A 13,889-nucleotide genomic window follows, 5' to 3' on the forward strand; every position below is an offset into this window, starting at 1 on the left:
GGGGGTAAACCGGCAGGGATGCCGGTTTAGCCGCCCCGCGCCATGGATGGCGCGTGGCGGCGGCCCCCCAAATCACTGTCGGATTACGGGCATACCGAGCCTAGGCGAGGTACCGAGTGTTGGGGCAAGAGCCCTTTGCTTACTTTGGGGCTTTTCCAAAGTGAGCCGCTGTAAGAGCGGAACCATAGGTGGCCGTTACCCAAATAATGGATATGCCCCCAACCCATCACCTACAACAAAAGCGCCCCAACCTCACGGCTTCCGACACCACGCAAATACGTCTGATACAACGCAGCGTACGCGCCACCCCGCGCGATAAGAGCCGTATGCGGCCCCAACTCCACCACCTGCCCATGCCTCACCACCGCAATCCGGTCCGCATCACGAATCGTCGCCAGTCGATGCGCAATGATGATCGCCGTACGCCCCTCACACAGCCGCCGCAACGCCCGCTGAATCCGCCGCTCCGTATGAATATCCACTGCCGACGTCGCCTCATCCAGCACCAACACCGCAGGATCCGCCAAGTAAGCGCGAACCAGACACACCAGCTGCCGTTGACCGTGGCTCAAGTGCGCCCCCAGAGGGCCAACTTCAGTGTGGTACTGATGAGGCAGACGCTCCAACACTTCGTCGGCACCCAACTCACGGGCGGCAGCGATCAGCGTACTGTCGTCGGCCCGGGGCGCGGCCAGGCGCAGGTTGTCGAGGATGCTGCCACTGAACAGCACATTGTCCTGCAACACCACGCCAACGTGACGGCGCAAGGTGTGCTGGGCCAGATCGCGTACGTCAATGGCGTCCAGCCGCACGGTGCCACTCTGCGCTTCGTAAAACCGCGTCAGCAACTGCACCAGCGTGCTTTTTCCGTGTCCGGAGGGGCCGACAATCGCCAGCACTTCACCGGCCGGTATATGCAGGTCCAGGCCCGTGATCACGGGCGCCTGCCCGTAGCTGAAGCCCACGTTGTCAAAATGCACTTCGCCGCGCGCATGCTCCAACGGCTGGGGCCTCTCACGGTCTACGATCAGCGGCGTGGTATCCAGCAGCAGGAAAATCCGCTGGGCCGAGGCCGAGCCGGTCGCGTAGCGTTCAAACAGGTCCGACAGCTCCTGCAAGGGCCCGAGGAACAAAAACACATAGAACAGACTTTCCGCGACCTGGCCGACACTCACATCACCCGCCGCCAATCCATACGCGCCCACCAACAGCAGCACCGCAATACCCGCCGAGCTGAGCAGCGCGGTGAACGGTGCAAACCATGACGAACGCACGCTGCCGCGAATCAATGCCAGGTTAAAGTCATCCAGCAAACCCCGATAACGCCGCAGGTTCGGTGCTTCCTGGGCGCATTGCTGCAACAGGCGCGCGCCGCTGACGCTTTCCACCAGGTGCGCGGTAAAGCGGCTGCGGTTCTCCGCAACCGTGGCCCAGTTACGCTGGGAAATGCGTTTGAAGCTCCACGTAGCGAGCACCAGCAACGGCACCGTCGCCACCAGGCTCAAGAAGAATCGTGGGTCGATGCGCCACAGCATCAGCGAGGCCAGGCCACAGCGCAGCACCGCGCCCAGCAGTTCCGGTGGGCCCTGGATCACCAAGGGTTCGAGGGCGTCGACGTCGCGGTCGACCCGGGAAATGATGCGCCCTGCACGGGTCTGGTCGAAGTAGCTCACGCTCAGGCTTTGCACATGGGCGAACACCTTCACGCGCAAGGCATTCAACACCCGGATCGCGGCGCTTCCGGCAATGAACTGCGAGACCCCGGCCAGCAGGAAGCGCGCCAGCCAACTGGCCGCCAAGCCCAGCCCCAGCCATACCACCAGACGCTCGTCCAGCAGCCAGTGGTCGTCCTGTTGAATCAGCCCGCGATCCAGCAGTTCGCGCACGAACCACGGCCGTAGGAAAACGGTGAACACCAGCAGGATTTCGATGCTGATCACCGCCAGGATCTGCCGGCGGATGGGCCTCAGTAAAGGCAGCAAGCGCTTGAACATGCTGCGATCCAGGGTTTTTTTGGCCAGCATTTCTTCGATTTCGATGTCGCTCAAGGCTTTGCCTGGCAGCGGGTTAGCCATGGTCGATCCCCAGCAAGTCGCGGTAGTACGGATTGGATGATTGCAGGTCGGCGTGCGGGCCTTCGGCGCAGATCTTGCCGTTTTCGAGCACTAACACGCGGTCCGCCAGTAGGAGGGTCGAGAGCTTGCTGGAGATCACCAACACCGTGGTGCCATGCAATTGCCGCAGGTTGTGCAGCACCTGGCGCTCGCTGATGGCATCAAGCGCGCTGGTGGCGTCGTCCAGGCATAGGATGTCCGGTTTGCCCAGCAGCGCGCGGGCCAGGCATAACCTTTGGCGCTGACCGCCGGATAGCGTCACGCCGCGATCGCCCAACGGGGTTTCCAGGCCGAGGGGCAGGCGCTGCAACACGTCTGAAGCGGCGGCGAGCCGTAGCGCCTCGCGCAGTTCCTCGTCGGTGGCAGCGGGCGCGCTGAGGCGCAGATTGGCGGCCAGGGTACCGGCGAACAGAAAGCTTTCCTGGGGCACCACGTGCACACGCTTGCGCAGCGGGCCCAGTTGCAGCTCGCGGATATCTTGCCAGCCGGCGCTGTCTGAACCCAGCAGCAGACGCCCGGCGGTGACGTCACTCAAGCGCGGCAGCAGGCCCGCCAGCAGGCTTTTGCCGGTGCCGGTGGCGCCGACCAAGGCGATGATTTCACCGGGCTGCAAGGTCAGTGAGCAGTCGTGAAGGATGTCACGGCCACCGCCTGGCGCCGTCACGCTGACCTGTTCCAGCTTGAGCCCCAGGGGACCGGCGGGCAGGGTGGCAGTACCGTTGCGGATCTCGGCCGGGGCGTCGAGCAATTGCCAGATTCGCTCGGCGCTGGCGCGGGCATCGGCGAAGGTCTGCATGACCCGGCCGATGCCCTCGATACGAAATACCAGGGTGGTGGCGATCAGCAGTGAGGTCACCAGTTCGCCAATCCCCAATTGCCCGGCTGCGACCAAGTGCGCGCCGTACACCAGGATCCACACATGCCCCAATGCAACGACCGCCTGCGGCAGCGGGATGCGTGAGCTGGAATACGCCAGTGCCTGGCGGGCCAATGCAGCGAACACCGCGACCTGATCGGAAAACCCCTGGATACGTGGCTGTTCGAGGGCAAATGACTTGATCACGCGCACGCCGCCAATGCCTTCGCTCAGGTCCTGGTTGACCCGGTCATAGGCGCTGCCTACGGCGCGGTCCAGGCTTACCAATCGTTCGGTCTGGCGCACGAAAATCCACAACCCGGTGACCGTCAACAGTAGCGGCACCAGCCCCAGCAACGGGTGGTACCAGCTCAATAGGCCCACCGTGGCGAGCACCACCAGCGGGGTTTCTACCAACTGGCGCCAGAAGGTGATCAGCGCATCGCGCACCTTGTCCGCGTCGCGGGTGGTCCGGGTGATCATCTCGCCCATGCCGTGCTGCCAGTGATAGCCCAGGTGCAGGCTTTGCACCTGGGCCAGGATGCGTTCGCGCAGGCGCGTCAGCAGTGCCTGGCTGATCACCAGCGAAAGCACGCTGGCGATGTATTGCAGCACACCGCGCCCAAGCGCCACGGCGAGCATCAGCCCCAGCCAATACCAGCCAAGGCTCGCGTCCAGGCTACCGTCGGCGTTATGGACCACGGCGCGGCCGGCGCTGACATCATTCACCGCATGCCCGATCAGCCATTGTTGCCAGACCAGCCCCAAGTTGATGGCCACGTACAGCGCAGCCACCAGGGTGAATCGCCAGGGCATTTCCCGGTAGATCGCCAGGCTGCGTAGAAGAGGGTGTTGTTCGATCATGAAAAGCTCATCAGGCAAAAACAGGAAAGGGCCGCGGACGGCCCGAATGGCTTATTTTCGGGTGGCGCCCTGGGTTTCCTTGGCATTCAGGATCGCGGTGTATTCGCCTGGGTCCACACCGTTGAGGTAGTAGTTACCCACATGGTGCAAGCGCCAGCGGATCGGGTCGTGGGTGGTGTGCACGCGGGCGTTGCGCCAGAAGCGATCCAGGTTCCACTTGCTCAGCGAGGAACTGGCGCCTAGCAGCGAGAAGATATCGCTGGAGATCTTCAGCGAAGCGCTGTCGGAATGCGCGCGGGCGGTGGCCACCGAGAGGATCAACTCATCCTGCAGTTCCTTGTTCTCCGGATTCAGTTCATGCAGGTCGAACACCCGCGCCGCATCACGCAACAGGGATTCAGCCGCTCGCAGGGCCACCGCGTATTCGCCGATCTGCTTGATGATATGCGGCTCTTCATTGGCGTGTTCGACGCCGCTTTCCACCCACGGCCGGGCGTTGTGCTTGAGATAGTCGACTGCCGCGGCCAGGGCGCCGGCGGCGATGCCGGTGTCGATAGCGGCGTGGAGGATCTGCGGGAAGGTCAGCCCTGTGCGTTTCATCGGGCCTTTGCGACGTGACACGTAGTCTTCGTCCAGCACGATGTTGTCGAACTTCACCGTGCCGCTGACCGAGTTCTTCTGGCCGAAGGCTTCCCAGTCATCCACCAGCGTGAGTCCCGGTGCATTGCGGTTGAGTAGCACGCCGGCGCCGCCGTCATCGGAGGCGGCCGTGAGCGAGATCCATTCGGCCAGATAGGAGCCCGTGGAGTAGAACTTGCTGCCATTGAGCACCAGCGCGCCATCTTCGCGGCGGTCGACGCGGGTCTTGAGCGCGAATTTGCTCTTGCCGCCCACCTCGGCCAGCGCATTGCCGAAGCGTTTGCCTGCCAGCACGTCACTGACCAGGCGATCACGCACCGCCTCCGGGTAGCCGGTGAAAACCCCGCGCAGCATCACGTTGTGGATCTGCAGCAGTTGCCCGACGCCGCCATCGGCCACCGAGATGATGCGCACGGTTTCAACGATGGTTTGCACCGAAGCGCCGAGCCCGCCAAAGGCCTTGGGCACGCCGATGGCGGTGATGCCGCTTTCGGACAGCAGTTGCGCCTGGCGCCAGGGCAGTTGGCCGTTCTGCTGGCTGTCGGCAGCGATGGCGGCGATTTCCACCGCGATGTCCTTGGCGGCAGCAATGGCCTCGGCTTCGCTATGCAGTTGGCGAACGGGCGCCTGTTCAAATGTAGTCATGCATTCATCCTTCTGGTTTGGTTCGCATCCTGTAGGAGCCCGGCTTGCCGGCGATGGTGTTTTCAAGAACGCCATCGCCGGCAAGCCGGGCTCCTACAAGGGGGTGCGGTGTTGGAATGGGCTTGAGCAAGTTCCAAGCCAATGTGAAAAGCCATGCTGTACAGGGGCTGCGCAGGCTGGGGTGCTGCTGGAGAAGCAGCTCGAGCAAGTGGCTGCTGGCGCAGCAACAGTGCTGTTGGCAGGTCAGCAGTCGCCTGCTCCAGCAAGCACCAATACCCCCGCAAACCGGGGCTCACGCCGATTGGCACGGCCTCTGCAATACCTCCCTCCACTGACTTGCCCAACTCAATGGAGCTGCCCATGACCCTTTCCGCTGTCCTGCCCACGCCTGAGCTTGAGCAGATCTGGTTCACCCGCTGCCCGGTGCCCACTGCGTCCGGCATCGCCTACAAACTGGGGTGGTTGACCGAAGAGTTCGCCCCGGATGGCCTGCCGGTGTCCACGTTGCAGGAGGCTCGCCAACTGGGTCGCCACCATTACGATCATGATCTGCCGGGGCTGTTTCGCGAAGGCGGCAATGTCCCCGCATTGGCAGCACGTGCTGCAGGTGCGCCAAGCCGATTGATCGGCCTGACCTGGATCGAGGAGTGGCAGACCATTCTGGTCCGTCCGGACTCCGGCATCACCCGGCCCGAAGACCTGAAAGGCAAGCGCCTGGCCCTGCCGGCCTGGGGCGACAGTCGCCCCGGCAGCATCGCTCGAGCCATGACCCTGCACGGCTACAAGGGTGCATTGAGCCTTGCCGGCCTGGGGTTTGATGACGTGGAGCTGGTGGAAGTGGCGTTGCACGACCAAGAGCAAGCGCCGGACCCGCAACAAGGGCTTCAGCGCCTGTGGTCGGGCCTGGATTACCTGGTGCGCGGCGAGGTGGACGCGGTCTACGTCAAGGGCGCTTCGGCGGCCGATGCGGCGCGCCGGTTGGGCCTGGTGGTGGGGATCGACCTGGATCTGATCGCCGAACCGCGTTATCGCATCAACAACGGCACGCCTCGGCCAATCACCGTGCACCAGAGCTTGCTGGACAACCACTTTGACCTGGTGGTGCGTTTCCTTGCGCAAACCCTCAGCGCGGCAGATTGGGCGGCGAACCATCGCGACAGCCTCAACGCGATTCTCGAAGAGGAAACCCGCGCCGGCAGTGCCGGAGTCGCCGAAGCCTATCGCGGCGATTTCCACACCACCCTGGCGCCGGATCTGTCGGCACTGCGCCTGGAATTCCTCACCACCCAAAAAGACTTTCTCTACCTGCACGGCTTCCTGGAACGCGATTTTTCTATCGTCGACTGGGTCGATCCGCGCCCTCTGCAAGCTGCCCATGAACTGTTGGCCAAGCGCCGCGCCTGAAACCGGAGAACTCACATGACTGCCATTGCCCACGCTCAACCGATCAGCCTCGAACTGCAGGCCTTTGTCGACAAAGTGCTGCTGGAGGCCGAGGAGGCTTTCACCGTATTCCGTGAAACCAACACCATCACTGCCAATGGCACCGTCGGTTTTATCGAGCGCGTGCCCGGCCAGGAACTGCTGGTGTCGGTGAACTACGGCGGCCCGTGGAACTACCGTAAACCGCTGCAAGCCACCGTCACCGACTTTGCCGGCAATGTGATCCTCGGCAAGGGCAAAGGTGGCCTGGGGCGCTACACCAAGCTGTTCCAGCAACACCCGGACGTGACCACCGTGTCCCACGTGCATTCGCCGTACCTGGGGGCCTGGGCCCAGACCCACCGCACATTGCCGTTCCATTACGTTCCGGTCCAGCGCTATCAATTGGCCCGTGAACTGCCGGTGTACATCGACCGTCGCCAGCAGGAAGTGGACTTCATCCTCGACAAGATCGCCGAGAACCCCTTCAACCTGGCGATCCTTGAAGCCAACGGCGGCTCCACCGTGTGGGGCAAGCAAGGGCTGCGCGCCACAGCGGAATTCATCCTGTTGCTGGAGGAGGGCGCACAGCTGCAATTGCTCGCCGATGCACTGGGTGGTTCCCGCGCTTATGGACCGGGCGTGTTGACCCAGCAGTGGAAGATGAGCGGGCTGTTTGAACAGGCCACCGCGCTGGGCCTTGTACCCGCCATCGACCGCAAAAACTAAACACACCGCGAACCCCTTGTAGGAGCCGGCTTGCCGGCGATGGCGGCGGTACATCCAACATTGATGTTGCCTGATGCACCGCTATCGCCGGCAAGCCGGCTCCTACAGGGATGGCTATATATTCAAGGATGTTTGTCATGGCTGTAAAAATTCTCTGGTACCTCACTACGCCTGACGGACCTTATCCGTGGGAACCCGAAGGTCGCTGGAAAACCGACTTTCAACACCTCAAACAACTCGCGGTCGCCAGCGATCGCCTCGGCTACTACGGCTCGCTGCTCGGCTCCAGCCCCAACGAAAGCCTTGCGGTTGCCGCCTCGCTGATCGACGCCACCCAACGCCTGCGCTTTTTGGTGGCGCAACACCCGGGCGAGCTGTCGCCGGCGGTTCTGGCCAAGTGGGCGCTGACGTTCGACCAGTTCTCCAACGGTCGCCTGCTGTTCAACGTGGTCAACGGCAATGACGCCGGCCTCGCCACCCTCGGCGTGCACTATCCCCATGACGAGCGTTATGCATTCAGCCTCGAATACTGGCGAGCGTTCCAGGGCTTCTATGCGGGTGATACGCGGGGCTATGACGGTGATTACGTCAAGCTCGCCCCCCGGACGCCGGGCGCCGCCAGCCATCCCTTGGGTGGCTGGCATCCGCCTTACCAGAAACCGGGTATCCCGCTCTGGGGCGCCGGCACCTCGGGGCCGGGCGTCGAGCATTCGGTACAACTGCTGGATGTGTACCTGAGTTTCGCCAACACACCGCCGAAACTCGGTGACAAGTTCCGCAAGGTGGCGGCCGAAGCCGCGAAGATCGGCCGCGAGCTGACCTTTGGCACCCGCCTGCAGATCATCGTGCGCGAGACCGAGGAAGAAGCCTGGGCCCACGCCGAAAAGCTGCTGCAACGCACTTCGCTGCACACCGCGCGAAATGCGATTGAGCGCCAGTTGCCGCCCGGTGTGAGCTTCGAGGAGTTCCACAGCGACGACCCACAAACCCAGCGCAACGTCGAGACCATCCGCGCCGGGCGTTTGCCCTCCGCGCGTGAGCTGGAGGTCTACCCCAACGTGTGGTTGGGCCCGAGCCTGTTCGGTTTCAACATCCTCGGCCCGGCGGCGGGTACCTACCTGGTGGGCAGCGCTGAACAAGTCGCCGAACGTATTCGCGAATATGAAGCCCAGGGCACCTCGGCCTTCATCCTCTCCGGTTTCCCGCTGATTGACGAAGCCCACCGCGTGGCAGACCTGCTGTTTCCACTGCTGGACCTGGACCACGGTTTTGAAGTACCGCGCCTGGGTGTCACGCAAACGACTGAACAGCGCGAAGAGGCTTGATCGATGAATGATGGATTTTCCCGCCGAGCGTTTCTCGGCCATAGCCTGGCCATTGGCGGCGGCTTGCTGCTCGCCGGTTGTGACAGCGGCGCAGCCTCCCAGGGCGCGGCGGTGCTCACCCGCAAACCGGTGAGCGGCGGCCGCCTGCGCGTCGGCATTATCGACGGCGACCAGTCCGGCAACCTGGATGCGCATAAACCGGTGGGCGGCGGGATCATTCGCGGTTGGGCGCTATACAGCAAGTTCTGGGAATGGAACACAGACGTCAGCACACGCCTGGCCCTGGCCGAGTTTGCCGAGCCGAATGCCGATGCCAGCGCCTGGACCATCCGCATCAAGCCGGGCCTGGAATTCCACCACGGCAAGACCATCGGCGCCGATGACATGCTGTTTTCGTTGCTACGCCTCACCGATCCGAAACTGGCCTCGCCGTTTGCTGGGTTGGTCGGTGCCATCGACCGCAACGCGTTGCGCAAGCTGGATGAGCGCACCATCGAAATCCGTTTCAAGCAGGGCCAGAGTTTCTTTCCACTGGATGAAACCCTGATCAGCTTTGGCGGCATCGTACCGACGGACTACGACCCGATCACCAACCCGGTGGGCGCCGGCCCCTACAAACTCAAACGTTTCGTGCCTGGCCAGCGCTCGCTGTACGAACGTTTCGAGAACTACTACAAGCCCGGCCAACCTTACGCCGATGAGCTGGAAATCATCGAATTCAAGGACCAGGTGTCCCGCGTCGCCGCCTTGCGCGCCGGGCAGATCGATGTCGCCAGTGGCGTGCAGGCTGAGCACAGCGCATTGCTCAAGGCCGATTCGCGGTTGTCGCTGTGCGTATCGCCGAGTACCTCGTTTACTGGCTTCAACCTGAACCTGGCCAAACCACCGTTTGATGACGTGCGGGTGCGGCAGGCCTTCCGCTTGCTGGCGGATCGACAAGAGCTGGTAGACCGTGGCCTGACCGGGTTCGGGCGGGTCGCCAACGATCTGTATTCGCCCCACGACCCCACTTACAACCACGCTATCGCGCAACGTCCTTACGACCTTGAACAGGCGCGCTCGCTGCTGCGCCAGGCCGGGCAGACCGATTTGCGGGTGGCGTTGACCACCCCACCAGGACCCGGTGTGAATGCCGCCTTGGTATTTGCCCAGCAAGCAAAAAAAGCCGGTGTGGACGTGCGTGTCACCCAGGTTGACGGCGCGGTCTTCAATGGTCCGCAACGCGAACAATGGCAACTGTCGCCAGGCTCTACACCGGCCCGAGGCTTTCTGGCGTCGGCGCTGCACAACGACGCGCCGCTGGCGATCTATAACCGCAGCAATTTTCATGATCGGCGTTTCGACGACCTCTATCGCCAGGCCCTGGCTCAGCCCGATCTGGAGCTGCGCAAAAGCTTGGTGCATGAAGCCCAGCAAATCCAGCACGAGCGTGGCGGCCTGTTGATCTGGGGCTTTAACGATGTGCTGGACGCGGCGTCCGTGAAGGTCGGCGGCCTGACGCCGGAGCAGACCACCTTCGCTTCCTGGCGTTTTGACGAGTTGTGGTTGAACCATGTCTGAGCCGTCCTGCAAGTCCCCGCGCACACCTGCGTGGCTGTCGTGGTTTATCGGGCGCCTGGGTTATGGCCTGCTCACCGCCTGGGTGATCAGCCTGGTGGTGTTCATCGCTACCCAGGCGCTGCCCTCGGACCCGGCGCGGGTGATCCTCGGCCCGGATGCGCCGCTGGAAAGCATCCTCACACTCCAGCACCAGTTGGGCCTGGACCAGCCGATCCTCTGGCAATACCTGCGCTGGTTCGGCTCAGCCTTGAGCGGCGATCTCGGCGAGTCGCTGGATTCGAATGCGCCGGTCAGCGACATCCTGTGGGGCCGATTGGGCTACACGCTGGTGTTGCTGACGGGGGTGATCCTGGTCGTGGTGCCCGCCGCACTGGCGCTCGGCGTTGCCTTGGCGCTGCGCCGGGACAGTCGACTGGACCGTTGGAGCCTGTCGCTGCTGATCTTTCTCAAGGCCACGCCAGGCTTTTTGTTGGCCATTGGCCTGGTGCTGCTGTTTTCCATGCCGCACATGGACTGGCTGCCCGCCGTGTCGATCCTCGACCCCGATCAGTCGCTGCTGCGCCAGCTCAAGTTCCTGGTGCTGCCGGTATTGGCCCTGAGCCTCACCGCGCTGCCATACCTCACGCGCATGGTGCGTGCTGCGATGATCGAAGCGCTCGATTCCGATTACGTGGTGGCGGCGCGCCTGCGCGGCATTCCTTACCGGCGCATCGTGTGGGGGCACACCTTGCCCAACGCATTGGTCCCCGCGATCCAGGGCGTGGCGCTGACCCTGCGCACGCTGATCGGCGGCGCAGTACTGGCCGAGGTGATCTTCAGCTACCCCGGCATCGGGACGGCCCTCAACGCGGCAATCCAGATGCGCGACCTGCCGATGATCCAGGCAATCGTGCTGGTGATCACCCTGGCGGTGGTGCTGATCAACCTGTTGGCCGACCTGTTGACCGTGCTGCTCACGCCCAAGCTGCGCACGGCGCGCCGGGTCACGATGATTCAACGCAACCGCCGGGGCATCACGCCGTGGTGGCGGCGTTCGCGAGGTGATGCATGAACGAGCCGCAAATCCGCAACGGTGCACTGGTCACGGCGCTGGTGATTGCTTTCGCGTTGCTTGGCCCTTGGCTGGCGCCCCAGGGTTCGACCGATATGGTGGGGCCGGTGTATGGCGCGCCTACGGGGTCGGCGTGGCTGGGGTATGACTTTTTGGGGCATGACGTGCTGTCGCGCTTGCTCAACGGCGGCTTGTCGGTGCTGTGGATGTCGGTGGCGGCGGCGAGTATCGCGTTGGCCATCGGCAGCACGCTGGGCTTGCTGGCGGGGCTATCACGGCGTCGCCTGGACCAGTTGATCACGTGGTCGGCGGATGTGTCCCTGGCCTTTCCCGACCTGATTCTGGTGCTGTTGATCGTCTCGATGCTGGGCCGCGCGCCGTGGCTGATTGTGTTGACCGTGTCCATCGCCTTCATCCCGGGCGTGATTCGCCTGGCGCGCGCGAGTGCCGTGGCGGTGGCGGGGCAGGAGTTTGTCGAGGCGGCGCAGATGATGGGCTATTCGCGGCGCAGAATCCTGTTCAAGGAGATTCTGCCGAACATCCTCACACCGCTGCTGGTGCACTTCGGCAATATGTTGACCTGGGGCGTGGGCATGCTCTCGGGCTTGAGCTTTCTCGGGTACGGCGTGGCGCCGCCCACGGCGGACTGGGGCTTGATGATCAATGAAAACCAGGCCGGCTTGCTGGTGCAGCCGTGGGCGGTACTGGCCCCGGCGATACTGATCGGTGTGTTTGCCTACGGCACCAATATCCTCGCCGAAGGCATCGGCCGGCGCAGCGCACGGATGGGAGACAAGCAGCCATGAACGCGATAACGGAGATCGACACTGGGGTCCTGCAGGTCCTTGACCTGCGTGTGGAGTTGCCGGGGCAGGTGGATGTGGTGTCGGGCATCTCGTTCAGCCTGCAGGCCGGTGAGATTCTTGGGCTGGTGGGGGAGTCGGGGTCGGGCAAGACCACCCTGGCGACCGCGTTGCTGGCCCATGCACGACGGGGTGCACGGATTGTCGATGGGCAGGTGCAGGTGGCAGGGCAGGCCTTGTTGAGCCTGGAGGGTGAGGCGTTGCGTCGTGCACGCGGCAGCCTGATCGGCTATGTGGCACAGGACCCGGCGACGGCGTTGAACCCTGCGCTGCGCATCGGTCACCTGCTGCGCGAAACCCTGGCGGTGCATCCCTCGGGGCTCGACCGTGCGGCGCAGCAACACCGTATCAGCGAGACCTTGCGTGACGTCGGTTTGCCGCAAGACCCTGAGTTCCTGCGCCGTTTCCCTCATCAATTGTCCGGCGGCCAGCAACAACGGGTGATGCTCGCGCTGGCCTTTGTGCTGCGCCCGCGCCTGATCGTACTGGATGAACCGACCACCGCCCTCGACGTCAGCACCCAGGCGCATATCCTCGCGACCCTGCGTCGACTGTGCAAAAGCCAGGGTGTGGCGGCGGTGTATGTGTCCCATGACCTGGCGGTGATCAAGGACCTGGTAGACCGGGTGATGGTGATGTACGCCGGGCGCATTGTTGAAATGGCGTCGCGAGATAGATTATTCAGTCGGCCATCCCATCCGTACACCCGTGGCTTGCTGGGGGCGATACCGGACGTGGCCGGGCGGCGTGAGTTGAAAGCGATTGCCGGGCATGCCCCGGCGCCGGGGCAGCGGCCGCCAGGGTGCAGTTTCGGGCCGCGTTGTGAGCGGTTCAGCGCAGCATGCCAGGCGCTGGAGCCGCAATTGCACGCACTGGACGTTGGCCATGAGGTGGCGTGTATCGCGCCCCACGTTCAGCCACTGCAAGCGATTGCGCTGGCGCCAATTGCGATAGCCTCGGCCCAGATTGCACCAGCACTTTTAACGATCAGCGGCTTGAATGTCGCCTATGACCGCCAGGTTTTATTCGATATCACGCTGCAGGTGCAGCCGGGTGAGTGCCTGGCATTGGTCGGCGAGTCCGGTTCTGGCAAGACCAGCCTGGCGCGGGCAGTGGCAGGCCTTGGCGAAAACGCCGAAGGGGCGTTGAGTTACGCCGGTCGACCGCTGCCCCTGCAGTCTCGCCAGCGTGATGCGGGCTTGCGGCACCAGATTCAGTACATCTTCCAGAACCCGTATCGGGCCTTGAACCCACGGCAAACGGTGTACCAGACCCTGAGTGCGCCGTTGGAACACTTCTTCAAGATCAAGGGCGCAGCTGCGCGACAGCGGGTTGATGCGGTGCTTGAACGTGTGTCACTGCCGGCTTCAGTGGCCGATGTCTATCCCCATAGCCTGTCAGGCGGCGAGCGCCAGCGCGTAGCCATCGCCCGTGCGCTGTTGTGCGAGCCGAGGCTGTTGATCTGCGACGAGATCACCTCGGCGCTGGACGTTTCGGTGCAGGCCTCGATACTGGACCTGCTGCGCCAGTTGCAGCGCGAAGGGCTGACGCTGCTGTTTGTCACCCATGACCTCGGCGTGGTGCGTGCGATTGCAGATCGGGTACTGGTGTTGAAGACGGGTAGGGTGGTGGAGCAAGGCGTGGTTGATGAGGTGCTGGATAGGCCGCAGGCGGCGTATACGCGGGCGTTGCTTGAGCATTCGCCGTCATTGGGGTGACGGGCACCGCTGCGCGATGCGACGATTCGACAAGCCGGCTCCTACAGGTTTGTGCCGCACACCTATACACGCGATCTACTGTAGGAGCCGGCTTGCCGGCGAT

The 13,889-nt window shown here is 63.5% G+C and carries 10 protein-coding genes; 7 read left to right on the top strand and 3 right to left on the bottom strand.

What is annotated here, in order from left to right:
- Positions 1-230: 230 nt before the first annotated feature.
- From U367_RS0105270 to U367_RS0105280, 3 genes are read right to left on the bottom strand one after another with little or no spacing between them, the layout of a single operon-like run.
- A complete protein-coding gene (locus U367_RS0105270; RefSeq protein ID WP_028615989.1) occupies positions 231-2,075 on the bottom strand; it encodes an ABC transporter ATP-binding protein in 1,845 nt (614 codons plus the stop codon).
- A complete protein-coding gene (locus U367_RS0105275; protein ID WP_028615990.1) occupies positions 2,068-3,834 on the bottom strand; it encodes an ABC transporter ATP-binding protein in 1,767 nt (588 codons plus the stop codon). Before U367_RS0105275 ends, U367_RS0105270 begins: the two co-directional genes overlap by 8 nt.
- Positions 3,835-3,885: 51 nt before the next feature.
- Positions 3,886-5,118 carry an acyl-CoA dehydrogenase family protein gene (locus U367_RS0105280; RefSeq protein ID WP_028615991.1) on the bottom strand — a complete coding sequence of 411 codons (1,233 nt, stop codon included), beginning with the start codon at positions 5,116-5,118 and terminating at the stop codon, positions 3,886-3,888.
- A 360-nt stretch (positions 5,119-5,478) separates the two neighbouring features.
- On the opposite strand from U367_RS0105280, the gene U367_RS0105285 reads away from it, so the two are divergent.
- The 7 genes from U367_RS0105285 (at position 5,479) to U367_RS0105315 (ending at position 13,786) form a co-directional block, all read left to right on the top strand.
- Positions 5,479-6,522: an ABC transporter substrate-binding protein gene (locus U367_RS0105285; RefSeq protein ID WP_028615992.1), complete on the top strand. Its 1,044-nt coding sequence runs from the start codon at positions 5,479-5,481 to the stop codon at positions 6,520-6,522.
- A gap of 15 nt (positions 6,523-6,537) precedes the next feature.
- Positions 6,538-7,269 carry a class II aldolase/adducin family protein gene (locus tag U367_RS0105290; RefSeq protein WP_028615993.1) on the top strand — a complete coding sequence of 244 codons (732 nt, stop codon included), beginning with the start codon at positions 6,538-6,540 and terminating at the stop codon, positions 7,267-7,269.
- A gap of 137 nt (positions 7,270-7,406) precedes the next feature.
- A complete protein-coding gene (locus U367_RS0105295; RefSeq protein ID WP_028615994.1) occupies positions 7,407-8,594 on the top strand; it encodes an LLM class flavin-dependent oxidoreductase in 1,188 nt (395 codons plus the stop codon).
- Between the two features lie 3 nt (positions 8,595-8,597).
- Positions 8,598-10,154 (top strand): ABC transporter substrate-binding protein, encoded by a 1,557-nt coding sequence (locus U367_RS0105300; protein ID WP_028615995.1) that lies wholly within the window; start codon positions 8,598-8,600, stop codon positions 10,152-10,154.
- On the top strand, positions 10,147-11,205 hold the full coding sequence (locus U367_RS0105305; protein ID WP_028615996.1) for an ABC transporter permease: 1,059 nt from the start codon (positions 10,147-10,149) through the stop codon (positions 11,203-11,205). Before U367_RS0105300 ends, U367_RS0105305 begins: the two co-directional genes overlap by 8 nt.
- Entirely contained in the window at positions 11,202-12,011 is an 810-nt protein-coding gene (locus U367_RS0105310) for an ABC transporter permease (RefSeq protein WP_028615997.1), read from the top strand. The genes U367_RS0105305 and U367_RS0105310 overlap by 4 nt, the downstream gene beginning before the upstream one ends.
- Complete coding sequence (locus U367_RS0105315; protein ID WP_028615998.1) at positions 12,008-13,786, top strand: dipeptide ABC transporter ATP-binding protein; 1,779 nt, start codon at positions 12,008-12,010, stop codon at positions 13,784-13,786. Before U367_RS0105310 ends, U367_RS0105315 begins: the two co-directional genes overlap by 4 nt.
- Positions 13,787-13,889: the final 103 nt, after the last annotated feature.

It is taken from the genome of Pseudomonas canadensis, from assembly GCF_000503215.1.
GTDB lineage: Bacteria > Pseudomonadota > Gammaproteobacteria > Pseudomonadales > Pseudomonadaceae > Aquipseudomonas > Aquipseudomonas canadensis.

Excerpts from the sequence above, each read along its gene's own strand:
- U367_RS0105275 (WP_028615990.1), bottom strand. The coding sequence starts at position 3,834 with ATGATCGAACAACACCCTCTTCTACGCAGCCTGGCGATCTACCGGGAA.
- U367_RS0105295 (WP_028615994.1), top strand. The coding sequence starts at position 7,407 with ATGGCTGTAAAAATTCTCTGGTACCTCACTACGCCTGACGGACCTTAT.
- U367_RS0105300 (WP_028615995.1), top strand. The coding sequence starts at position 8,598 with ATGAATGATGGATTTTCCCGCCGAGCGTTTCTCGGCCATAGCCTGGCC.
- U367_RS0105305 (WP_028615996.1), top strand. The coding sequence starts at position 10,147 with ATGTCTGAGCCGTCCTGCAAGTCCCCGCGCACACCTGCGTGGCTGTCG.
- U367_RS0105285 (WP_028615992.1), top strand. The coding sequence starts at position 5,479 with ATGACCCTTTCCGCTGTCCTGCCCACGCCTGAGCTTGAGCAGATCTGG.
- U367_RS0105310 (WP_028615997.1), top strand. The coding sequence starts at position 11,202 with ATGAACGAGCCGCAAATCCGCAACGGTGCACTGGTCACGGCGCTGGTG.
- U367_RS0105280 (WP_028615991.1), bottom strand. The coding sequence starts at position 5,118 with ATGACTACATTTGAACAGGCGCCCGTTCGCCAACTGCATAGCGAAGCC.
- U367_RS0105315 (WP_028615998.1), top strand. The coding sequence starts at position 12,008 with ATGAACGCGATAACGGAGATCGACACTGGGGTCCTGCAGGTCCTTGAC.
- U367_RS0105290 (WP_028615993.1), top strand. The coding sequence starts at position 6,538 with ATGACTGCCATTGCCCACGCTCAACCGATCAGCCTCGAACTGCAGGCC.
- U367_RS0105270 (WP_028615989.1), bottom strand. The coding sequence starts at position 2,075 with ATGGCTAACCCGCTGCCAGGCAAAGCCTTGAGCGACATCGAAATCGAA.